Source organism: Bulleidia sp. zg-1006, assembly GCF_016812035.1.
GTDB lineage: Bacteria > Bacillota_I > Bacilli_A > Erysipelotrichales > Erysipelotrichaceae > Bulleidia.
Genome location: NZ_CP069178.1, coordinates 682,198 through 705,308 on the forward strand (window position 1 = coordinate 682,198; position 23,111 = coordinate 705,308).

Consider the following 23,111-nt stretch of genomic DNA (forward strand, 5'->3'; position numbering starts at 1 on the left):
TGCGAGACTTTAGAGTATCTATTTTGGCATAAATAGAGTATGCTTAACAGGTTAGAAAATTGAGGTAATAAATGACATTTAATGAATTAAATCTAATTCAACCATTATTAGATTCACTAAAAAAGGCTAACTATGAACAACCTAGTCCCATCCAAGAAAAAGCCATTCCAGTTCTATTAGAAGGCTATGATTTAATCGCTTGTGCACAAACTGGAACAGGAAAAACCGCAACCTTTGCACTACCTATTTTACAATCTTTACCAGAAGAAAAAGAACATACGATTCGAGCTTTGATTTTAACACCAACCAGAGAACTAGCTTCACAAATATTCGATAATATCAAAATGTTTGGTCGCTATAGGCGGTTCAGAGCTTGTTGTGTATATGGAGGAGCACCATCTGGTCCACAATTGAAAGCACTTCGCAGTGGTTGTGATATCTTAATTGCGACACCCGGTCGTTTATTAGATTATTTAGAACATGGTAAGCTTTCTTTAAAACAAGTGGAATTCTTTGTTCTCGATGAAGCAGATCGGATGTTGGATATGGGATTCATCACCGATATCAGAAAAATCGTGATGCAAATTCCAAAGGAAAGAACCACGGCTTTATTTTCAGCCACTATGCCAAAAGAAATTCAAGTTTTAGCTAAGGACATTTTAAATCATCCAAAAGAGGTTCGTATTGAAACGGAAAAATTCACTGCTGAAACCATTGACCAATATTTAATTTACACTGAAAAAGCAAGTAAGAAAAAAGTTTTGGTAGATTTGCTGGGTTCTGCTTTATCTAAGAAGGTTATTGTTTTTACAAGAACGAAAATAGGTGCTGACCGTTTAGAAAAATACTTAAAAGAAAAAGAGATTCCTTGTTTGGCTATTCATGGTAATAAAACACAAGGACAACGATTGAATGCTTTACAAAGATTTCGTACCAATCAAGTAAAAGTTCTTTTAGCAACCGATGTGGCGGCGAGAGGAATTGATATTAAAGATATAACACATGTGATTAACTTTGATTTACCGGAGGATATTGAAAACTATGTGCATCGCATTGGTCGAACGGGTCGTGCTAACAAAGAGGGTGTATCGATTTCTTTGGTGTGCAAAGAAGAGCTGAATTTATTGGCTAGTATTGAGGACTACATTCAATTCCAAATTCCTTTAAAACAAAGTTCTTATTCGCTACCACTGGAAAGAAAAAAGAAGAGAAGCCTAAATCTAAACAAAAAGGCAAAAAGAAATACAGAAACGAAGAAACCTTCTAGTATGAAAATGAATCATAAAAAGAAAAAAAGTTTCCATGAAGACTTAATTCCACAAAAGGAAGTTTCTAAAAAGGCAAAAAAGATTTACCGTTTTTAAATTTGAAAGTGAATGATTTATAATGAACTCATGCAAAAAAAGACAGTTTTAGGAATAGTAGCCCATGTGGATGCTGGTAAGACAACTTTAGTTGAAAATTTACTTTTTCAAACGAAAACCATTCAAAAATTAGGACGTGTCGATCATAAAAATTCCTTCTTGGATTATGACCATCAAGAAAGAGAAAGGGGCATTACAATCTATAGTAAAGAAGCGTATTTTACATATCGAGACTGTACATTCTATTTAATGGATACCCCGGGGCATACTGATTTTGCTAGTGAAATGGAACGTTCTTTATCGGTATTGGACATGGCGATTGTTTTAATCAATGGTCAAGACGGTGTTCAACCACACAGCAAAACAATTTGGAATATCTTAAAGAAACACCATATTCCAACCATTCTTTTTGTGAATAAAATGGATATTTCTTATCTGAAAAAAGAAGAAATATACACTTCTATTCAACAAGAATTAAGTCCGTCTTGTTTGGATTGGAAATCTAGTCAAAAAGAAGAGGAACTTATCCTAGCCAGTGACGCACTTTTAAATGCGTATGAGAAACAAGGTTCTTTAGATGAAATAATCATCCAAGAAGAATTTCAAAATCGTTCTTTTTTTCCGGTTCTGTTTGGCTCAGCTCTGAAAGGTGACGGTGTTCTTGAATTATTGGATTTATTGGCGCAGCTTTCAATTGAGAAAAACTATCCTGAGACATTGGGGGCTATTGTCTATAAGGTAACAAGTGATACTCATGGTCGTCTTTTAGCTCATGTTAAGATAACCGGTGGTGAAGTCCATGTGAAAGAAAAGTTAGAGCCTTATGGTAAGATTGACCAAATTCGTCTTTATCAAGGGACTTTGTATGACGCTATAGAGTGTGCGAAAGCTGGTATGCTTGTGACTTTAAAGGGTTTAGAAAATATCCATGTTGGTATGGGTTTAGGTTATGAAATGGAACAAAGCTTGACAAGTCTACAAGCTTGTATGACGTATCGTTTATTGTATCCAAAAGGAACGAATTTATTAGCCTTAAAAGAATCTTTAAACCGTTTGTCTTTGGAAGATCCAAGTTTAAATATCGAAATGGATGAAGAGAATAAGGACATCCAAATTCATTTAATGGGTAAGCTTCAAAAAGAAGTGTTAGCCAAGCGAATTGATGAATTATGCCAAGTGGAAGTATCCTTTGATCAAGGTAGAATTGTCTATTTAGAAACCATTTCTAAGTCCATAAAAGGGGCTTCCCATTTTGAACCCTTGCGTCATTATGCCGAAGTTCATTTGGAACTAAGCCCTTTAAAGAAAGGTTCGGGAATTGAAATTGAGAATAAAATTCCAGCCGATACTTTATCGCTTCAATTTCAAAAGTCCATTCTAAGTGTACTGGAAAAAAAGAACTTTTATGGTGTACTAACGAATTCTCTTTTAACGGATGTGAAAATCACTTTATTAGCTGGAAAAGGTTCTTTAAAGCACACAACGGGTGGTGACTTTCGTCAAGCAACGAGAAGAGCTGTTCGTCAAGCCTTAATGAAAACAGAGAGTGTTTTATTAGAACCTTATTTGCAATTTGAAATTCGCATTCCTTCTAACTTTTTATCCAAAGTATTATTTGATTTAGAAAATCGTTTTGCAAAAGTAGAGGTCGAAAAGTTAAATGAAGAATGGATGCAAGTTTGTGGGAAAGCACCGGTTTCAACGATGGCAGACTATCAAGTGGATATTTTATCCAGCACAAAGGGATTGGGTCGCTATGAGTTTGTCTTGGTCGGATATGATATTTGTCATAATAGTGAAGAAGTCATTCAAGAAAGAAAATACAAGCCTAATCTTGATTTAAGAAATCCAAGTTCTTCGCTTTTCTGTGCACATGGAACAAGCTATACCGTAGAATGGAATGAAGCGGATGATAAGATGGATATTCAGCTTGAAAAGGAGAGCTCACTATCTTCTTATGTTCATAAACAAAGTTGTATTCATGAAGAGGATTTAAAGCGTATCTTGGCACGTACAAATTCCAATAACCGTAATGAACATAAAGTGATGGCTAAAAAAATTCAAGAAAAGAAGGAAAAGTCAAAACAAATTGAACATCGACCAAAAGTATTGATGGTGGATGGATATAATATGTTGTTTGCTTGGCAAAGATTTCAAAATGAAGATGATTTCATGCTAAAAAGAGAAGAGCTCATTGAAATTCTTTCTAGTTACCAAGCTTATACAAAAGAACTTTTATTTTTAGTTTTTGATGGTTATCGAGTTAAGAATAATCTTGGCAATCAGTACCAAAAAGGAAAAATGAGTGTTATTTATACAGCGGAATCACAAAGTGCCGATGCTTATATCGAAAAATACGTGTATGAACATCAACATGAATTTGATTTTGAGGTTGCTAGTTCTGATGCCTTGATTCAAAATTCAGTTTTTGCAAGTGGGGCAAAACGTCTTTCAGCAAGGGAATTAGAAAATCGAATTGATTTTATCCATCATCAAATACAAGAGGAATTGGAGGTGAAACGATGAATGTACCTATGGACATATCAAAGGTGGTATTAAAAACAAAACGTTTAAAATTACGAGCATGGCGAAAAGAAGATTTAGATGATTTCTATGCGTATGCTTCCGTGGATGGGGTAGGTCAAATGGCAGGATGGTTGCCTCATAAAAACAAAGAGGAAAGCCAACGTATTTTGGAAAGGTTTATTGCCCATAAAAAGACTTTTGCCTTAGAATATGAGAATAAAGTCATTGGTTCTATCGGAATTGAGGAGTATGATGAGAAACGTTTTCCTGAATTTATGGATAGAATAGGCTGTGAGCTTGGTTTTGTACTATCAAAAACCTATTGGGGACAGGGATTGATGCCGGAGGCTTTAAAGGAAGTAATTCGGTATTTATTTAAAGAATGTCAAGTGGAATTTATTCTCTGTGGTCATTTTATTTCTAATATCCAATCTGGTCGTGTTCAAGAAAAATGTGGTTTTAAGCATTATTCTTTTGGTGAATTTAAGACCAAATTCGCAACGATTGAAAAAGACGAAGTGAATATACTAATTAATAGAAAAGGAGGTTAAAATGTTAAAACATATCGTGCTGTTTAAATTTAAAGAAGAAACTAGTCAAGAAAGAATTCAAGAGGCTCGTATAAAGGCTCAGCAGTTATTGTATTTGGATTTGATTTATGAAGGAGATGTTTATTTAAATAGTCCCGAAGCCAATCCAAGTAATTATGATTTATGTCTTAATTTTGTGTTTCAATCGATGGATGAATTAAATCAATATCAAGTTTATCCGGAACATATGGCTTTAAAGGCGTCTTTGATGGAATACATAGATAAGCGAGCGTGTATTGACTATGAACTAAGTGCTGATTAGCCGTTTTTAGATGGATACTGTATAATAAGCTAAATGGGAGGAATCGAACATGAAAAAATCTTATATTTTCATTATCGTGATTGTGGCACTTGCGGCTATTCTAATGGCACTTTTCTACTTTAAGGAAAAGAATAAGCCGGAACAGAAGAAAGCAGAGTCTCAAGAAGTTCAAAAGCCGGCTGTACCAAAGCCGGATTATGAGGATTCTTCAAAACCAAAAGAAGAAGAGAATAAGGATAAACCTAATCAAGAAGTGCAAGACAAGAAAGAAAATCGTATTCAAGTCCATGGCTTAAAGGAGATTGATAAGGATACTGTATTGGCAGATGGAAGTGATGCGAAGCTACCTTCAACAGCTAGAGTTTTTGTACTGGAAGTAAAAGCGAAGGAAGTGAAGGAAGCAAAATTAAAGATTGTATCTGCGACTTTGACAACCGTTGATAAGGAAAAATATATGGCTGAAGGAGCGGATGTGAACACGAAGACGATTGCTAATATTGTTGGGCAAGATTTAAGTAAAGCTCATAAAGGATCTCTATTTTTTATCACTTTAGATCCGGGACGTACCTTGAAAAAGGGGAAGGGGCAACTTTCCTTGACTTTGAGCAATCAAGAAGTTTTGACACTAAATGTTGAGTTTTAAAGAAAGGAAGTAAGAGTGAGATTTAAAAGAAAAATTAGTTGTATTTCTTTGGCTATTCTTTGTGCTATTGGTGTATTACCAATTCACGTGAGTCAGGTTCATGCGGCAGGGATTTCTTATCCAATGAACTGTTCCGGTTCAGAATTTGAAGTTGCTTTAGCACAAGTCGATGCCAATAAAAAAAGTTATTTTGAAAAGCTTAGTTGTCATGTGTCCTTCGTTGTCGCAAAAAAGAAAATGAAAACTCTCGACAAGGATAAGGCGGTGATAAGGCATGCCAGTATGGATTCCGGTAATAAGATTATGGCGATGAATTCAGGACTTGTGTATACCGATGTCGATAGTAGCACTGTTGTGCCTTTATATATGGCGGAAAATGGCAGAAACATCACTTATGCTCGTACCAATCGTATGGCTTTTTATCATGATACCTTGAATTACAACAAAGGTAGAGGGGATGTTCTTTTAACCATGAGCGGTTTTAAAGGAACCACAGATATTCATTATTTAGAATTTGTACCCATGGCATGGATGGATAATGGCTCGCTATCTTATGTGAATGGAAAAACCACTCATAAGACAACGCCTTATTTTAGTGCTCGTAGCACCAATGGACGTAAAGAAATTTATTTTACGGCTTTTGATCAAGTTGGGAAACAATATTTTTGGGCGCCTTTTGGTTTGGCTCCATCTTGGATGAAAGAGGGAATAAGATACTATTCTGCCAATGATATTGATTATTATTACGATACGAAATTAACGAAAAAAGCGGGTACTTATTATAATTATTATCAATTTTTACCTTTACGTACAAAATCTAAAATTCCTGCTTCTAAATACAATGATTTCTTAGGGAAACAAGGCTATAATAAGTCTTCTAAATTATGGGATATGGGCAAAACTTTTGTGAGTGCTCAAGAACATTTTGGCTTGAATGCTCTGATGATCTTTGCGCAAGCTTGCGTGGAATCGGGATATGGAACTAGCTATATAGCTAGAAAGAAAAATAACCTTTTTGGTTGGAAAGCCTATGATTCTAATCCCAATAACGCCAGTGGCTATAGAAGTGTTGAACAAAGTATTAATCAGGCCTTCCGTGACAATATAAGAGATTATGTTAGTACCAATGAACCAGTGTACCATGGTGAACACTTTGGTAATAAAGGCTCCGGTATTACAATGAAGTATGCTTCAAGTACGACCTACGGTTTAACGATTGCTTCGGTCGCTTATGCTTTTGATAAGTATGCCGGTTTAGTAGATTATAATAATGGTCAATTTGCTGTGTTAAAGAATAAGAATGTGAATATGTACCATCAACCTAAAGCGAAAGCGAATGTTCTATACAAAGCAGGCTATGGTATGGATAATCGTAGTCCTTATTACAATAACCATGTCGTAACTGTATTGGGTGTCAGCGGTGATTATTATAAAATCCAATCCACTGATTACCACGATGGCTCTAAAGTTATTACTTCTCGTAACAATCATAGCGATCGTGCCTACGATTGGAATAAAATGGTTGCTTATGTGAAAAGAACAGATTTAACTTTAATATCCAATAATCGTGGTTGGAAAAATCTTTATGGTAGCCGTTATTGGTTCAATGAAGATGGAAGAGCTGAAACAGGCTGGCGAGTGATTGATGGCTATCGCTATTGGTTCTTCCCGGATGGAAGAATGGAAACCGGCTGGGCTGTTATTGCCGGTGAAAAATACCACTTTGCGCCAGATGGTAAGCTAGACACAGGTTGGTTTGAAAAGGATGGTAAGAAATATTACCTCGATAAGAGTGGTAATAGAGTCAAAGGTCTCCATCGTATTGAAAATAAAATTTATTATTTTGACGAAAACGGTTTTATGAAAAAGGATGGTTGGAATACCATTCAAGGCAGTAAATATTGGTTAAATCCAGACGGACATGCCGAAACAGGATGGCGAAAGATTGGTACTCATTTATATTGGTTCTTCCCAGATGGAAGAATGGAAACCGGCTGGGCTTTAATTTCAGGTCATAAATACCATTTCGCAAAAGACGGTAAGATGGATATAGGTTGGCTTCAATACAATGGGTATCAGTATTATTTAGATGAAAAAGGTCGTGTTGTGACTGGTTATGTCCAAATTGATAAAAAGACGTATTATTTTGAATCAAGTGGTGTTCTTCTTAAAAATGGTTGGAATAAGGTGAATGGTGAAAACTATTGGTTGAATAAAGAAGGTAAAGTAGAACCTGGTTGGAAGACGATAGATGACAACCGTTATTGGTTCAATACTGACGGAAGAGCAGAGACGGGTTGGTTGAAGTTAGGCAATTATTTATATTGGTTCTTCCCAGATGGAAGAATGGAAACCGGCTGGGCTGAAATCAATGGTAAAATCTATCATTTTGGTAAAGATGGTAAGATGGATACCGGTTGGTTTACGTACAACGGGAAGAAATACAATTTGGGTAAAGATGGTGTGCTACAAAAATCAAAAAACTAAAAATGCTTAAAATCAGAAAGGTTCGATGAAATTATGTTTGAAAAAATGCGTCGAAAAGATCGAGAAATTTCAAAAGAAGAGGCTTATTCATTATTAAATGAGGGAGAATACGCTGTTCTGTCAACAATTGGTGAGGATGGCTATCCCTATGGTGTTCCGGTCAGTTATGCTTATGAAAATAATCGAATTTGGATTCATGGGGCGAGAACCGGTCATAAAATTAGTAATTTAACTTTTCATAATTTGGTGAGTTTATGCGTTGTTGGTCATACAAAAGTCATTGGTGAAAAATTCACGACCGAATATGAATCAGTGATTGTTTCCGGCAAGGCAACGCTTTGTGAAAACAAAGAAGAAAAAATGATAGGATTGATGGCTTTGGTGCGTAAATATGCCCCTGATTTTTTAGAAAGCGGACAAGCCTATGCAAAACGCTCTGAGATGGCAACAGTTGTCTATTCCATCGAGATTGAAAGGATTTCAGGTAAAAGAAGAAAATGAACATCATTGTTGATCAAAGTATGAAAGAGTTAGGCGTATCCGCTGTTGTGGTTGCTTATGCGAAGAATGTTAATCCAAATGCACCATTTTCAAGAGCCTTTCTTGAAAAACAAGAAAAAATTGAAAAATGGGCATTAGAAGTGGATATCAATGATGTTATTAATCATCCAAATGTGCAAGGCTACATTGCTTTGATGCAAAAGGCAGGTCGTAGTATTAAGAAAAATCCCCCGACTATTCCTAGCTTTGTACGCAATATTCAACACCGTGGCACAATGCCTCATGTGAATACCATCGTTGATATATATAACGTTGAAAGTCTTCATTCTTTTATTGCGATTGGCGGACATGATTTGGATAAAATTCAAGAGCCATTGGTTTTCACAGTAAGTCAAAAAGAAGATGAGTTCTATCCAATTTCATCCACTCCAAAGCATGTTGCGGAAACAGATTATGTCTACAAAGATGCAAAGGGTATTTTAGCTTGGATGGGTGTTCGAGATGGCGAAAACTATAAATTTGATGATAACACCAAAAATGCGCTATTCATTGTCCAAGGTAATGGTGTTCTGGATGTTGAAACTAGAGTACAAGCATTAAAGAACTTAGAAGAGGATCTTCGCTCTTGTATGCCTGACTTAGAGTTTACCATCGACATCATTGAAGCGAAGTAACGCCTTTCTTTATTTTAAAAACAAATGTGCGTATAATAGACATTGGAGGAATCATAATGATGTATAGGATTGTTTCGGATTCATCTTCAAATTTATTTCATTTGGATGGTGTGGATTACCAAACTGTCCCCTTGAAGGTCATCACAGCGGAGGGGGAATTCGCTGATACAGAAAAAGCGAATTTAAATCGTTTTCGTGAAGTTATGAAAACAACGAAAGGAAAAACAAGTACTTCTTGTCCGAATACTTTTGAATGGATTTCTTGTTTTGATGGAGCAGATTGTATCTTTGCGATTACGATGACGGGGGCTTTATCAGGCAGCCATAATGCTTGCATTCAAGCCAAAGAGATGTACCTAGAGGAACATCCGGAAGCCAATATTCTGGTCATTGATTCCTTATCGGCCGGTCCTGAATTAATATTAATTGCTGATAAATTAAAAGAGTTAATTTTAAAAAACTTATCTTTTGCGGAAATTTGTAACCATATCAATACATATATGAAGCATACGCATTTATTATTCTATATTCAAGATTTAAATAATCTTGCAAGGAATGGTCGTGTTTCGGCAACTGTAGCGAAGTTAGCGGGATTATTGGGGGTTCGTATTGTTGGACGGGCTTCTGAAACAGGTACTTTAGAGCTATTACACAAACTAAGAGGGGTAAAGCGTTCCATACTTAAGATAGTAGAAGAAATGGTTAACGCTGGCTTTGCGGGCGGTAAAGTGTATATTGCTCACGCAAATAATGAAGAAGCAGCTTTGGAATTAAAAGAATTGATTGAAAAGGTGAGTGATAAGGCAGAAGTGATGATTCATCCAACCGCTATACTTTGTTCCTACTATGTTTCCGATCAGGGCTTAATGGTTGCTTACGAAGATAAAAATTAAAGAATTAATAAAGGAGAATAAGATTATGAAGAAGTTTATTGCGGACATGAATTTTTGGGAAGTTTTCCCAGAAGCTAAAATTGCGGTATTAGCGGTAAAAAATGTTAAAGAAAGCATTCAATTGGATGAAAAAAGTGCCACAGAAATTAAAGAATTATTGAATCATGCCAATAGAGAGGCAAAGAAATATCTACCAAGTGATGTGATTTCTGAAAATCCAGTGGTGCATGTATGGCGTGAAGCTTATTCTAAGTTTCCAACGAAAAAAGGAGCCCGCTGTTCAATTGAGGCTTTACTGAAGCGTGTTCTTCATGATAATCCAGTTGGTACGATTGCTCCAACGGTAGATATTACGAATGCGATTTCATTAAAATATGCGTTGCCAATCGGGGCGGAAGATTTAGATAAAGTGGTTGGTGATATTCATGTTGGAAGAATGAAAGGCGGCGAATCCTTCTTACCAATTGGTTCCGATAAGCAAGAACCACCTTTAGAAAATGAGATTGCTTATTATGATGATGCCGGGGTGATTTGTCGCTGTTGGAATTGGCGTGATGGTCAACGAACAGAAGTAACAGATGATACAACAACCGAATTCATTGCTATGGAATGCGTTGAACCGGAGCGTTATCACCAGTTAGAAGAAGCGGTGAATGAATTAGAAAAGTTATTACAATACTATGTTGGTGCTGAAACAATGTATAAAGCCATTATTGATAAAGAACATCCGGAAATGTTCATAAAAGACTAGCTTTCTAGTCTTTTTTATAAAATTCTTCAGGAGGTTTCTATATGAAAGAATCTTATTACTACCATAAAGATACAATCATTCTTAATTATTCTAAGAAATACATTACAAATAAACATGAAGTGGTTGAAACCGAGGCTTTTGATTGTTTCTTAGATCACTATTTATCCTATCTTCAGAAACATCACATGGATTTATACGCTTATCTTGGTAAAGCCAATCATTCTTTAATCAAGGCACATATTAAATCAACTTTAAAGCAATTATTGATTTGTGAAGTCGATGAAATACAGGATGAATACGTTCACCGGCCTAAATTATTATTAGACTTAATTGAAGAGGGCTATCACTTTTGGCGTTCTTTAGAACGTTATTCAATTTTATACACTCATCATGAAGAAGGTTTCCAAATTCAGAATTTTATTGAAGCTGATGAAAAAGAAAGTAAGCTGGTTTTAAATTTCTATCGGGAGATTCAACAAAAAGTCCAAGGAACAAAGAATAAAGTCTATCGGCAATTGCATGCTGGCACGAATGCCTCCATGTTACTAAGCTATTATCCTTGGCAAAACATAAAGGGCTATGAGGCTTTACAAGGTATTCCTTTTATCTCACAAATCTTACTTCGTACACCTTTAATATTGCATCCAAAGCACAATAAAAGAACGAATGTATTTACAGAAACATTTGTCAATCCGATGAAAGATTTTATCAAAGGAGACGAGGAATGGTTATGTTATCCTGCAAAGATTGGAACAATTCTAGTGTATGCGTATTTTCATCGTGATTTTATAGGCTCTGCGGTGGCTTGTGCAAACTTATTTGAGCTAGCGAATGCTCAAGAAACAATGACCAAAAAGCCGGACGCTATTCTTTTATTCGGTAATCCAGATGGCAAGAAAGATACTACTTTCTATCATGATCAAGAAAATGACATTTGGGTTGGCAAGTGTTCTAATGATTTAGTGATAGATTACTTTGGCTATACGAAGAAATCTATGTTGACACTGCATAATTTAGTGATGATAACACGTGGTAGCTTGCCAATACATGGGGCTATGGTTAATCTTTATCTAAAAGATGGCACAAAGAAAGGGCTTATGATTATGGGTGATTCTGGGGCCGGTAAGTCAGAAACATTGGAAGCTTTGAATACAATGGCATCGGATTTAATTGATTATCAGGAGATTGTCTTTGATGATATGGGTACTATTCATATTGGTGAGGATGGTCATCCCTATGGACAAGGTACAGAAATTGGTGCTTTTGTCCGTTTGGATGATTTGGATAAAGGAACAGCTTATAAAGATATGGAACGCTCGATTTTCTTTAATCCTGAAAAAGCGAATGCGAGAGTTGTTATTCCGGCATCTTCTTATGAAGTGATCGTGCAAGACCATCCAATTGATGTTTTCTTGTATGCTAATAATTATAGTGATGAAAGAGGTATGCGCTTATTTAAAACACGTGAAGAAGCGGAGCCGGTCTTTATTGAAGGCAAACGCTTTGCTCTAGGAACAACACAAGAAAAAGGCTTATCAACAACATTCTTTGCTAATCCTTTTGGACCAATGCAAAGACAAACGGAAACGAGACGATTGATTGATAAGATGTTTGATAAACTATTTGAAGAAAATATTCCAGTTGGTGAAATCTACACTTGTCTTGGTTTAGAAAACAAAGGAGACCATGGTATTGATGAAGCGGCGAAAGCTCTTGTTGCCTTTGTACAAGCGACAGTCTTAAGAAATTCTTAATTTCCCTAAAATCAGTCGATTTTTAGGGATTTTTTTGTTAGATTTTATGTATGAAGAAGGCAAAGAAAAAGAGAAAAGTAAATAAAAAAAGAGTATTTGAATTATTATTGCTATTAATACTAATAGCAGGAAGTTTATTTTTCATTGGTGAAAAGGACGCTATTCTTTATCATAGTCAAAGTCTATTTGAAAGACTTACAAGCACTACTGTAGAAAATAATACCATTGAAAATAATGGTAGCTTTGCGTCTTACTTAGTCATGGATTTAACCGATGGTAAGAAAATAATAAGTAAAAATAGCTATAAATCCTATGTTCCAGCTAGTCTAGCTAAGCTATTTGTAGTAGATTATGCACAAGAATTCTTTCAAATAAATGATGCTATCCAGGTTCGTAAAGAGGCTTTGAAAATGGTTAAACGAGGTTCATCCATCGCTAAATTGAAACTAAGGAACTACCGTTTTCAAGACCTTGTGGCTGGTATGTTAGTACCATCTGGTAATGATGCTTCTTATGTACTGGCAGACGCAATAGGAGCGAAATTAAACCCTAATGCCAAGAATATTTATCAAAGAATGGAAGCTTTTCGCAAAGGATTTCAAGATTATTTAAAGAAAAAACAATTTTTAAGTACTTCTTTATCTGATCCTAGTGGTTATGATTATAATGCTAGGACGAATATTCAAGATTTAGTAAAAGTTAGTGAGAAGCTATTAAAGAAGGATTGGATTCGTAGCATTGTATCTAGTCAATCTTATAGTGTCACTCATAAAAACAAGTTAGAACAAGTCTGGTTTAGCACCAATCATTTCTTAAATCCAAATTCAGAATTCTATGATAAAAGAGTAAAGGGGATGAAAACAGGTTCGTTAGGTAATCATTTTAATATGATTACTCTATTGAAAAAGAAACAAAAAGAATATCTTATTATTGGTTTAGATGCTGAGAGTGATATGGAAAGATACTTAGATATAAAGCAGTTGATGAATAAAATACCAAAATAAAGAAAATAATGAAAATTGAATTATAATAATAATAGTTGTAATATAAATTATAAGTGTTAGACTATAATTGAAAATAGTAGTTTTTTTAAATATATAGATAAGATAAACAAAGTTGTCATTTTATCACTAGTAAGGAGGAAGGAATTATGCTTACTTACAATCCTTCACGGTATAAGAACGGTGTTTAAGTAACTACTTAAACACACTTTAATTGTTTATAGGGAGGAGATTTTTATGAAGAAATCAACAATTTATTCAATTGTTGGTATTGTATTGATTCTATTTTTACCAGTAATTTTATGGATAACTCGTTATTTTCTTAATTTATTATCTGTGATATATTTTATTGATATCAATAATTATGTATCACCCGTAATTTTATCTATTTGTATAGTCATTGTAGGAATTTTAATTTTTATTAAAGGATTATTAATTTACTTTTGGGAGGAGAAAAAATGAAACGTGTTTTTTTGTACATAATTTCGACATTTATTACTGTGTCCTTTGTTATTTCAGGTTTTTTGAAAGTTAATGCATTAGAACCGAAAGAACAGAAGGCTAAAAATTTTGACGATAATAATGATATTATCATATCAATAAGTGAGCCAATGACCAAAGAAGAGGCTGCTAGGAAACTCTCTAGTGAAAAAAGAATTAGTTATGAAAAAGCATTTATAACTTTATATCCAGAAGCCTATAAAATTAATCAGATAGTAAAAAGTAGTACTACTTCTGATACAACTAGAGAATTGACGGTTGGTTTGACCGTTAAAAAAGGTCAATATCATCCTCACATGGCTTTTTACTGCTATACAAGCGAATGGGGAAAATATTGGGGTATTAAGTCTATGTATTATGTCACGTTAGTAAGATCTTATAAAGGGACAGCAAAACAGTTTTCAGGCGATATAAGAGCATGGCTTAGAAGTCCTTATCAAATTGAATATATGATAAATGGTGATTTCTATGAGTACGCCACACAAACTACCAGTGTTTCTGCTTCAGGAGAGTTTGGTTTACATAAATTAGTTAAAATAAGAGGAGGAATTAGTAAATCCGTTTCTTCTAACCATTATTCTTATTTCTATGAACATAGAACTGTTGCATTCCAATCCTAGAATTTCAAAAATAAAACCAGAAAGCATATGGCTTTCTGGTTTTTAGCTTACTTTTTAAATATGCAAAGTACTATCAATTTTTCAGATTAACAGAATTTCGCATAATGTATGTTATGCGATTTTATTAGTGATTACTTTTTCTTAGATAAAGGATGAAAGTTTTGATAAGCATCAAATAATTGTTTATTTTGAACATGTGTATAAATCTCTGTTGTCTTGATGTTTGAATGACCAAGAAGTTCTTGAATGATACGTAAATCAGCACCACCTTGTAGTAAGTGTGTCGCATAAGTATGCCTTAAACTATGTGGTGTAATTTCCTGTTGAAAACCGCATTCTACTGTTTTTCTCTTTAAAAGAAGTTGCATGCTTCTTGGCGTGATTTTATTACCAAGACGATTGATAAAGAATGTATTGGTTTTATTCTTGTTCCAAAGAGGTCGAATTGTGTTTAAATAATGATCTAAATCAACCACTACTTGACTAGGAATAGGTACAATTCTTTCCTTATTCCCTTTACCAAGTACACGAAGTACTCCGGTTTCCAATTGCACTTGCGCTATTGTTAAAGAACATAATTCTGAAATGCGTAATCCACAAGCGTAAATTAGCTCTAAGATAGTTCGATTAAGATCCTGCCTAGGATCAGATCTCATAAAACTATTTAGTAAGCGTTCTACCTCCTCAACACTTAAAAAGGATGGTAAATATTGCTCATCTTTATGAGCTTGAATTAGAGAAACCGGATTTTCTTCTCCCGTTGAAAATTCGATATCTTCATGAAAATTACGAATACTCGTTGCCATATGAACAACCGAATTTGGAGATTTTATCGCTGATTGTTTCGTTAAGAAACTTTGTACCAGTTGAAGTGTTACTTGTTTGCTATCTTGAATATGATTTTCTTTTAAATAAGCAATATATTGTCTTAAATCATTTTCATACGATTGAATGGTCTTAGGACTTTTCCCTTGGTTAATTTCCAAGTGAAGATGAAATTGTTTGAAAGCTTGTTCTAGTTTCATACCATTTCCTTCCCCTTTTCTTTTTTCTTAGCTTGATTAGCTCTTTTTAATAAAGGAACAGATGTAAGACGATTGATTTCATCAATCATCTGTTGGGTAGTATCTTTCTTTTCCATTTCAAATAAATTCAGTTGTTTAGTGGACTGTTGTTTATCCATAAAATCAGTGATTGTAATACCTAAAAGACGAACCGGTTCTTCATATTCCCAATACTGATCAAACAAGCGTAAAGCATGTTCAAAAATATCTGTTTCCAAATAAATCCCCTGTTTCACCGGTAACGATCTGGAAACTGTACGGAAGTTATAATAAGTGATACGAATGGAAAGTGCTTTACCAACCTTTTTCTCTTTTTCTAAGTTATGGTGTAATTTTTTTGATAAAGAACGTAATAAACCCCTTAATTCTTCATAATCCGTTACATCTTCCAGCAAGGTTTCCGATACACCTAGGGATTTTCTTTGCCAATCCAGTTCTAAAGCAGTGTGATCAATGCCATGACATCTATCTAATAACGAATGTATTCCGTTCTTAAAGATTTTTTCTAAGTCTTCAATTGGCTTATAATTCGCCAAATCCCCGATAGTTTGAATACCTAATGCTGTTACCTTTGGTAAAGTCTTTCTGCCAATACCACGCATTTCCTTGACATCTAAAGGCCACAACTTTTCCTTTACATCACGAATACGCAAAACCGTTATTCCCATCGGTTTTTTCATATCACTTGCCATCTTCGCTAGAAAAAGATTTGGACCGATACCAATCGAACAACCTAGCCCGGTTTTCTGATAAATCATTTTTTGTAATAAAATCGCTAAATCTAAAGGATGTTCATATTTTTGAATAGCTTCCGTCATGTCCACGTAACATTCATCAATTGAAGCTTTCTCTACATAAGGAGAAAAGGAATGAACAATATCCATAAACTCATTAGATAGATTACGATAATACGAATAATGCCCTTCCACAATTTCTAATTCCGGACAAAGTTTCTTCGCTAAAACAATGGGCATTGCAGAATGAACGCCATAGACTCTTGCTTCATAAGAAGCTGTTGTTACAACCGAACGTTTTGTTTGACCCGATACAACGATTGGCTTACCCTTTAAACTAGGATCTCGAAGAACTTCCGCACTCGCAAAGAAAGCATTTAAATCAACATGAAAATATACTCTAGACATGTTCTAATAGTTCCTTAGCAGCTTCAATGGCTTTTTCACTACGATTACCAGAGAATAGATAAGCTAGTTCACTCGCTCTTTCTTCTTGATTTAAAAGATGAACCTTCGTTGTGGTCTTTTCTTGATGAACGGATTTAGAAACTAAAAATTGATGATGAGCTAAAGAAGCCACTTGAGCTAAATGAGTAACAGAAAATACCTGACAATCTTTCGACAATAAAGCCATCTTTTCGCCAATCGCTGTTGCGACATGTCCCGATACCCCTGTATCAATTTCATCAAAAACAATCGTTTGAATACCTTGTAACTTAGTAAAGATAATTTTCAATGCTAACATAAAACGCGATAATTCTCCACCACTTGCGACTTTCGTTAATGACGATAACTTTTCCCCCTTATTCATTGACACGTAAAATTCTACATCATCAATGCCGGTTGAATTGCCTTCTATATCCTTAAATAACACTTCAAATTGAGCATAAGGTAACTCCAAATCTTTTAATTGTTGAAGCACTTCTTTCTCTAGGGATTTCGCTATTTGGTGACGTTTTTCACTAAGATGATTCGCTTTAGAAGAATATTCTTTAAAATAAAAATTTATCTTTTCATCCAATTTCTTTAAATGGAATTCTTGCTCACCATAATTAGCTAATTTTTCAGCCAAGTCTTTTTGATAATGAAGCACATCTTCCAAGCGAGGTCCATACTTTCTCTTAAAACGCTGAATTAAGAATAAGCGTTCTTCTATTTGATTCATTTCTTCCTCATCGAAAAAGTCAGGATTTAATTGATCACGAATTTCTTCCAAACCATCCACTAGGGTTTCATAAGCTTCATGAATCTTTTCTTGACTTTCATCCACCCCTTTTAATACATCCACCAGTTTCATCGTTTGATAAAGGGAATTGGAGCTTTCTGAATCATAATATTCAAATAGAGAAAGATAATCTTGAGCAGATTTCTTCATTTCTTTAGCTTGTTTCTCAAGCTGTTTTAGTTTCTCTTCCTCCCCTTGTTGTAAATTCGCTTCTTCTAGTTCTTGAAGTTGGAATTGATAAAAGTCTAATTCTTCTTCCCCCAGTTTTGTATTTAAAAAGTCTTCTTTTTCTTTTAAGGCTTGCTTATAGTTTTCATAGGCTTCTTTAACGGCTTTTTTTTGTGCGTGAAGGCGACCATATTCATCTAATAAATAAAGATGTCTTGTTTTTTGCAAAAGATAAGCTGAATCTTTTTGCCCATGAATGTCCAGTTGGCTTTCAACAAGAGTATGCAAAAAAGACAAAGGGACAACACGATGGTTCACTCTAGCACTTGATTTCCCACTCGCCGCTATTTCGCGGGTAATGGTGAAGCTATCTTCTTCTATATCAAAACCATTTTCCTGTAAAAAAGAAGCGATAGGACTCTTTGAATCTAAGGAGAAGCTTGCTTCAATAATGGCTTTATCTTTGGAAACCATAGTGCTTGAAGCTTTTTGCCCTTGTAATAAAGACAAAGCATCCAAGAAAATAGATTTACCCGCTCCTGTTTCACCTGTGATGGCTGAAAAACCCATTGGAAAATCCAGCTCCAATCGGTCAATTAAAATAAAGTTTTGAATATAGAGATGTTCTAACATAGGCTACCTATTTCCTTTTAAAATAGTTTCAATAACACTAGGAATATCCAATCCTAATTCACGCTTGATTTGTTGGGGATCCCCCTGCTCTATATATTCACTAGGAAGACCAAATCTCCTCAATATTTGTTTGGAATTTTTTTCATTTAAATACGATAAAATTGCCGAACTAAGTCCCCCTTCTTTCACATCCGATTCATAGCTATAAATAGGTAATTGTTCTTGAATCAGTTGATCCATCTTTTTTATGTCAATTGGATTAAGAAAACGAGCATTGATTAAACGATATGGTAAAAGATTAGCGATGATGGTTTCTTTAAAGCGATAGACATCGTCACCATAAGTAATGATGGTCCCAATCACTTTTTTTGGTTCATAAATCACTTCCCAAGAACCGATTTCAATCGCTTTCATATCTTCCACTTCATCTGACTGCAAAGATTTTGGATATCTGATTACAAACGGATGGTTCTGATGAAAAGCAGTATACAGTAAATTCCTTGTTTCAATGGCATCTTTTCCATGGGTAATCATTATATTGGGAATGGTTCTTAAGAAAGCCACATCATAAATACCTTGATGGGTTTCACCATCTCCACCAACCAAACCGGCATGATCCACACCAATGACCACACGAGCATCCTGTCTTGCGATGTCATGATGAACTTGATCATAAGCTCTTTGTAAGAAAGAAGAATAAATACATAAGAATGGCTTTTTACCACTCAGAGCTAAACCGGCCGCAAAAGTAGCAGCATGTTCTTCAGCAATCCCCGTATCAAACGAACGTTTTGGATACTTTGCATAAAAAGATCCTAAGGATGAACCATGCACCATGGCGGGTGAGATACAAACAATATCCTTATCTCTTTCTGCTAGTTCAATTAAAGCATTCGTAACTACGTTAGCATTAGAAATAGTACCCTTGGTTGTTTTATTTAAAAAATCCCCTGTTTGCGCATTAAAAGGTCCTACACCATGCCAAGCCCCTGATTCATCATTTTCACATGGCTCGTATCCCTTTCCTTTTTTCGTTAGCACATGGATGACAATTGGACCATGATGATTCTTTGCCATTTCTAAGGCTGGTAATAAGTCGCGATAGCGATGACCATTAACAGGACCTAAGTAATCAATACCAAATTCTTCAAAAATACCCCCATCTGTTAAACCGGTACGAACTTTATTTTTGATTTCTGCTAAAGAATGATAAAGTGATTTACCAATTTTATTCTTGGGAATGGAATTTTTAATAGAAGATTTTAAAACACCATAGGCTTTTGAGGTTCGCATCTTTGCTAGAGAAGAATTCACAGCACCTACATTCTTTGAGATGGACATTTCATTATCATTTAAGATAACAATCATTTTCCGCTTCTCTTCACCAATTTCATTCAAAGCTTCTAAAGCCATGCCCGAGGAAATCGCACCGTCGCCAATCACAGCAATAACCTGGTAATCATCATGATTCATATCTCTTGCGATTGCCATACCTAAAGCGGCGCTTAAGGAAGTAGAAGAATGACCGGATTCCCAAACATCATGAATAGACTCTTTTCTTTTTGGAAAGCCCGATAGACCTTTGTGCTTTCGGAGACTTGAAAAATCTTTGCCTCTTCCGGTTAAGATTTTGTGAACATAAGATTGATGACCGACATCAAATATAATTTTATCTTTAGGGCTATCAAAGACTTTGTGCAAAGCAACGCTTAACTCTACTACACCTAAATTACTCGCTAAATGACCCCCTGTTTTAGAAAGAGAATCCACGAGAAAATGACGAATATCACTGGATAATTCGTTTAATTCTGATATGGATGCATCTTTTAAGAATGACGGATCTTTAATACCCTCTAACTTCATAACATTTCTCCTAGTACTGGCGCTTTTGAATGGATTGAATATATTCCATTAAGATGGATGAATTCAAGTTAGGAATGGACTTCAAACATTCTATCCCCCGATAGTAATATGTTTTTTCTAGTTCTTTTGCTGAAGCTGGACCAATCAATTTTAATAAAGTTTGCTTATCATTTTCTTCATCTGAATTGGATTTACCTAATTCTTCCGCTGTTTTTTCAATATCGAATAGATCATCTTGAATTTGGAAAGCTAAACCAATCCATTTACCTGCCTCTTGAAAAATCTTTAGATTTTCGAATTGGTTAGCAGCAATGGCTCCTAATTCCAAAGCAACCTCTAATAAACGACCAGTCTTTTTTTCCAACATAGTTTCAATATTGACTCGATTATTCAATTGCTCGGGTCGCATATCCATGACTTGCCCTAAAACCATACCGTTCGCTCCGGCGTGTGTGCTTAAGATTTCTAATGCTTTTAAATTTTGTTTATCCGATAAAGAATTTCTTGTTAACTGAAAGAAAGCTTCGGTTAGTAAAGCATCCCCTGCTAAAATGGCTATATCTTCGCCATAGACCACATGAACACTTGCTTTCCCTCTTCTTAAGACATCGTTATCCATAGCCGGTAAATCATCATGAATTAGAGAATAGGTATGAATGTATTCCAAAGCACAAGCATAAGCATAACCAAGCTCCTCTTTTCGATTAAAAGCTTTTAAAGTATGAAAGATAAGTTGTGGACGAATGCGTTTTCCACCTGCCAACAATGCGTATTCCATCGCTTCCTTTAATCGACTATCTTCATACAAAGTCAAACTTTCCTTAAGATAGTTTTCGAAGTTCATTCGCTATCCACCTTATTTTCTTTTACAATATCAGTTACTTTTTTTTCAAACTTCTTCAATTGTTGATCACATTGTTTGGCTAAACTCAATCCTTCTTCAAATAAAGAAATTGTTTCTTCCAATGGGGCTTCATTGCTCTCCAGTTGTTTTACAATTTTTTCCAAGCGCTTCATTGCGTCTTCAAATTTTAATTCTTCCATGTTTTCTCCTTTGTTTGTACCTGCGTTTGTACAAAACCATCACTAAAGCGTAATTTAATCTTATCACCAACTTCTATAGTATTGATGGAACGCACTACCCTTTCTTCTTTTAAGGCAACTGAATAACCGCGATCTAAAATCTTTAAGGGTGAATAAGCATCTAATAGCTGAATGAGATGACTATACTCTTTATTTTGAATTGCAGAATAGTGATTTATCGCTTTGTTAAGTTCTTCTTTTCTTTGTTTTAGATTGTGGTTATTTTCCAAACTTTGTTCTTGAATATTTTGTTTTATGCGATTTTGGTAATCTTGAATTTGATTTTGATAGAAACGAGATTGTTGCAATAAAGAGGCCTCAAAGCGATGTGTCAATTGTTTGTATTGATTTCTTATTTCCAATAAGGTTTCCTTTTGTTTCGATAAGCGCAATAGGTATTGATCCAATTGATAGCTTTTATCTCTTGTTAAAAGCTCCGGATTTTGAAAATAGGTATTCTTGTTCAAATGGTTTAAATTCTCTTGGATAAGTGATAAACACGCTAGCATTCTTTGTATCAAACGCATAGAAACGTGTCTTAAAGATTGGTGTATCTCAGCTTGATTGGGGGTAACCGCTTCCGCCGCCCCAGTCGGTGTATTGGCTCTAAGGTCGGCCACATAATCCACTAAGGTTGTATCGGTTTCATGACCAATACCTGTCACAATCGCTGTCTTCGTTTCATAAACAGTACGCACTAGTTGTTCATCATTAAAGATAAATAAATCTTCAAAGGAACCACCTCCTCTTGCTAGAATTAGAACATCATGCTTAGACTGATCTGCCTTTTTAATGGCTTCTACTATCAAAGGAATTGAACTTTGACTTTGTACGGGACATTCATAAAAAAACTGTTTTGCCATTGGCCAACGAAGATTTAAAGTACGAACCATATCCGCTTTTCCGGCGGTATCTTTTCCGGTGATAATACCAATTTCCAAGGGGTATTTCGGAAGTGGTTTTTTATGTTCCGGATTGAATAAGCCTTCCCCACTTAATTTCTTTTTTAAAGCTTCTAGCTGCAGCATCAAATCACCAATGCCTTGTTTGTGCATGGCGGCAATCGTTAATGTAATAGAAGTACTTGGCACATAAACTCCAAGGCTACATTTTACTACCACTTTATCACCATTTTTAGGAACAAAGTTAATATGGCTAATCGTTGAATTCCAAATAGCACAATTGATAGAAGCCTGTTCATCTTTTAAACTAAAGTACCAATGTTTTGAAGCCCGAAAATTGGATATTTCCCCTTCCATCAAAAAGTTATGCAAGGGGAGATCTCTTTCCAAAAGAGCTTTAATTCGTTTGGAAACCGCACTGACGGAATGAATATTCTCACTCATATCACATCTAATACGTTATTCACCAGACGATAACTATCGGCTTCTCCATAGGTTTTCGCCAGCTCAACCGCCTCATCGATAATGATGGCTGCCGCCACTTCTTTTAAGGCAAATTCAGCACATCCGACTAATAATATTGCTTTCTCAATGGTACCTAAACGATCATAGCTCCACTTTTTTAAAACACGATTAAGATAGATTTTATACTCCTCCATATGCGTCTGGGCATTTTCAACAACACGAATAAAATAAGGATCTACCTTATCCAAAGAACCAAACGTATCTTCCATAATGCCATGAATATCTCTTGATAAACTTAAATACGCATACAAGGATAAAACAGCTTTTTCTCTTTGTTCACTACGGCTCATATTTATAAAACTCCTGTTACTATTTTATCATAAGAAACGGATTCACTCTAATTAAAA

At 35.1% G+C, this 23,111-nt stretch carries 22 protein-coding genes; 14 read left to right on the forward strand and 8 right to left on the reverse strand.

Going from position 1 to position 23,111, the window contains the following annotated elements; all coding sequences use genetic code 11:
• The first annotated feature begins 71 nt into the window (after positions 1–71).
• From JOS54_RS03430 to JOS54_RS03495, 14 genes are all read left to right on the forward strand, one after another.
• Positions 72–1,364, forward strand: coding sequence for a DEAD/DEAH box helicase (locus JOS54_RS03430; protein WP_203245672.1), 1,293 nt, complete (start codon positions 72–74; stop codon positions 1,362–1,364).
• Between the two features lie 30 nt (positions 1,365–1,394).
• Positions 1,395–3,890: a translation factor GTPase family protein gene (locus JOS54_RS03435; RefSeq protein ID WP_203245673.1), complete on the forward strand. Its 2,496-nt coding sequence runs from the start codon at positions 1,395–1,397 to the stop codon at positions 3,888–3,890.
• A complete protein-coding gene (locus JOS54_RS03440; RefSeq protein WP_203245674.1) occupies positions 3,887–4,441 on the forward strand; it encodes a GNAT family N-acetyltransferase in 555 nt (184 codons plus the stop codon). Before JOS54_RS03435 ends, JOS54_RS03440 begins: the two co-directional genes overlap by 4 nt.
• A 1-nt stretch (position 4,442) precedes the next feature.
• Positions 4,443–4,742 (forward strand): Dabb family protein, encoded by a 300-nt coding sequence (locus JOS54_RS03445; protein WP_203245675.1) that lies wholly within the window; start codon positions 4,443–4,445, stop codon positions 4,740–4,742.
• A gap of 49 nt (positions 4,743–4,791) precedes the next feature.
• Positions 4,792–5,385 (forward strand): hypothetical protein, encoded by a 594-nt coding sequence (locus tag JOS54_RS03450; RefSeq protein ID WP_203245676.1) that lies wholly within the window; start codon positions 4,792–4,794, stop codon positions 5,383–5,385.
• 15 nt (positions 5,386–5,400) lie between these two features.
• Positions 5,401–7,872 carry a glucosaminidase domain-containing protein gene (locus tag JOS54_RS03455; RefSeq protein WP_203245677.1) on the forward strand — a complete coding sequence of 824 codons (2,472 nt, stop codon included), beginning with the start codon at positions 5,401–5,403 and terminating at the stop codon, positions 7,870–7,872.
• Positions 7,873–7,905: 33 nt separating this feature from the next.
• Positions 7,906–8,373 carry a pyridoxamine 5'-phosphate oxidase family protein gene (locus JOS54_RS03460; RefSeq protein WP_203245678.1) on the forward strand — a complete coding sequence of 156 codons (468 nt, stop codon included), beginning with the start codon at positions 7,906–7,908 and terminating at the stop codon, positions 8,371–8,373.
• Positions 8,370–9,047 (forward strand): B3/4 domain-containing protein, encoded by a 678-nt coding sequence (locus tag JOS54_RS03465; RefSeq protein ID WP_203245679.1) that lies wholly within the window; start codon positions 8,370–8,372, stop codon positions 9,045–9,047. The genes JOS54_RS03460 and JOS54_RS03465 overlap by 4 nt, the downstream gene beginning before the upstream one ends.
• Positions 9,048–9,103: 56 nt before the next feature.
• Positions 9,104–9,940, forward strand: a complete 837-nt coding sequence (locus JOS54_RS03470) for a DegV family protein (protein WP_203245680.1) — start codon at positions 9,104–9,106, stop codon at positions 9,938–9,940.
• A gap of 25 nt (positions 9,941–9,965) precedes the next feature.
• Positions 9,966–10,691 (forward strand): B3/4 domain-containing protein, encoded by a 726-nt coding sequence (locus tag JOS54_RS03475; protein WP_203245681.1) that lies wholly within the window; start codon positions 9,966–9,968, stop codon positions 10,689–10,691.
• Between the two features lie 41 nt (positions 10,692–10,732).
• A complete protein-coding gene (locus JOS54_RS03480; RefSeq protein WP_203245682.1) occupies positions 10,733–12,445 on the forward strand; it encodes a hypothetical protein in 1,713 nt (570 codons plus the stop codon).
• A gap of 50 nt (positions 12,446–12,495) precedes the next feature.
• Entirely contained in the window at positions 12,496–13,449 is a 954-nt protein-coding gene (locus JOS54_RS03485; protein ID WP_203245683.1) for a serine hydrolase, read from the forward strand.
• 234 nt (positions 13,450–13,683) lie between these two features.
• Positions 13,684–13,908, forward strand: coding sequence for a hypothetical protein (locus JOS54_RS03490; protein ID WP_203245684.1), 225 nt, complete (start codon positions 13,684–13,686; stop codon positions 13,906–13,908).
• A complete protein-coding gene (locus JOS54_RS03495) occupies positions 13,905–14,567 on the forward strand; it encodes a hypothetical protein (RefSeq protein WP_203245685.1) in 663 nt (220 codons plus the stop codon). Before JOS54_RS03490 ends, JOS54_RS03495 begins: the two co-directional genes overlap by 4 nt.
• Positions 14,568–14,698: 131 nt before the next feature.
• On the opposite strand, the gene JOS54_RS03500 is transcribed toward JOS54_RS03495, so the two are convergent.
• The 8 genes from JOS54_RS03500 to JOS54_RS03535 are packed head-to-tail and all read right to left on the reverse strand — an operon-like array spanning position 14,699 to position 23,054.
• Entirely contained in the window at positions 14,699–15,592 is an 894-nt protein-coding gene (locus tag JOS54_RS03500) for a tyrosine-type recombinase/integrase (protein ID WP_203245686.1), read from the reverse strand.
• Complete coding sequence (locus JOS54_RS03505) at positions 15,589–16,773, reverse strand: DNA polymerase IV (protein ID WP_203245687.1); 1,185 nt, start codon at positions 16,771–16,773, stop codon at positions 15,589–15,591. Before JOS54_RS03505 ends, JOS54_RS03500 begins: the two co-directional genes overlap by 4 nt.
• Positions 16,766–18,391 carry a DNA repair protein RecN gene (recN, locus tag JOS54_RS03510; protein WP_203245688.1) on the reverse strand — a complete coding sequence of 542 codons (1,626 nt, stop codon included), beginning with the start codon at positions 18,389–18,391 and terminating at the stop codon, positions 16,766–16,768. The genes JOS54_RS03505 and recN overlap by 8 nt, the downstream gene beginning before the upstream one ends.
• A gap of 3 nt (positions 18,392–18,394) precedes the next feature.
• Positions 18,395–20,254 carry a 1-deoxy-D-xylulose-5-phosphate synthase gene (gene dxs / locus JOS54_RS03515; protein WP_203245689.1) on the reverse strand — a complete coding sequence of 620 codons (1,860 nt, stop codon included), beginning with the start codon at positions 20,252–20,254 and terminating at the stop codon, positions 18,395–18,397.
• A gap of 10 nt (positions 20,255–20,264) precedes the next feature.
• Positions 20,265–21,098 (reverse strand): polyprenyl synthetase family protein, encoded by an 834-nt coding sequence (locus JOS54_RS03520; RefSeq protein ID WP_203245690.1) that lies wholly within the window; start codon positions 21,096–21,098, stop codon positions 20,265–20,267.
• The gene (gene xseB / locus JOS54_RS03525) at positions 21,095–21,298 is read right to left on the reverse strand and encodes an exodeoxyribonuclease VII small subunit (RefSeq protein WP_203245691.1); all 204 of its coding nucleotides are present in this window, start codon (positions 21,296–21,298) and stop codon (positions 21,095–21,097) included. Before xseB ends, JOS54_RS03520 begins: the two co-directional genes overlap by 4 nt.
• Positions 21,286–22,683: an exodeoxyribonuclease VII large subunit gene (xseA, locus tag JOS54_RS03530; protein WP_203245692.1), complete on the reverse strand. Its 1,398-nt coding sequence runs from the start codon at positions 22,681–22,683 to the stop codon at positions 21,286–21,288. The genes xseB and xseA overlap by 13 nt, the downstream gene beginning before the upstream one ends.
• Entirely contained in the window at positions 22,680–23,054 is a 375-nt protein-coding gene (locus JOS54_RS03535; protein WP_203245693.1) for a transcription antitermination protein NusB, read from the reverse strand. Before JOS54_RS03535 ends, xseA begins: the two co-directional genes overlap by 4 nt.
• Positions 23,055–23,111 lie beyond the last annotated feature (57 nt).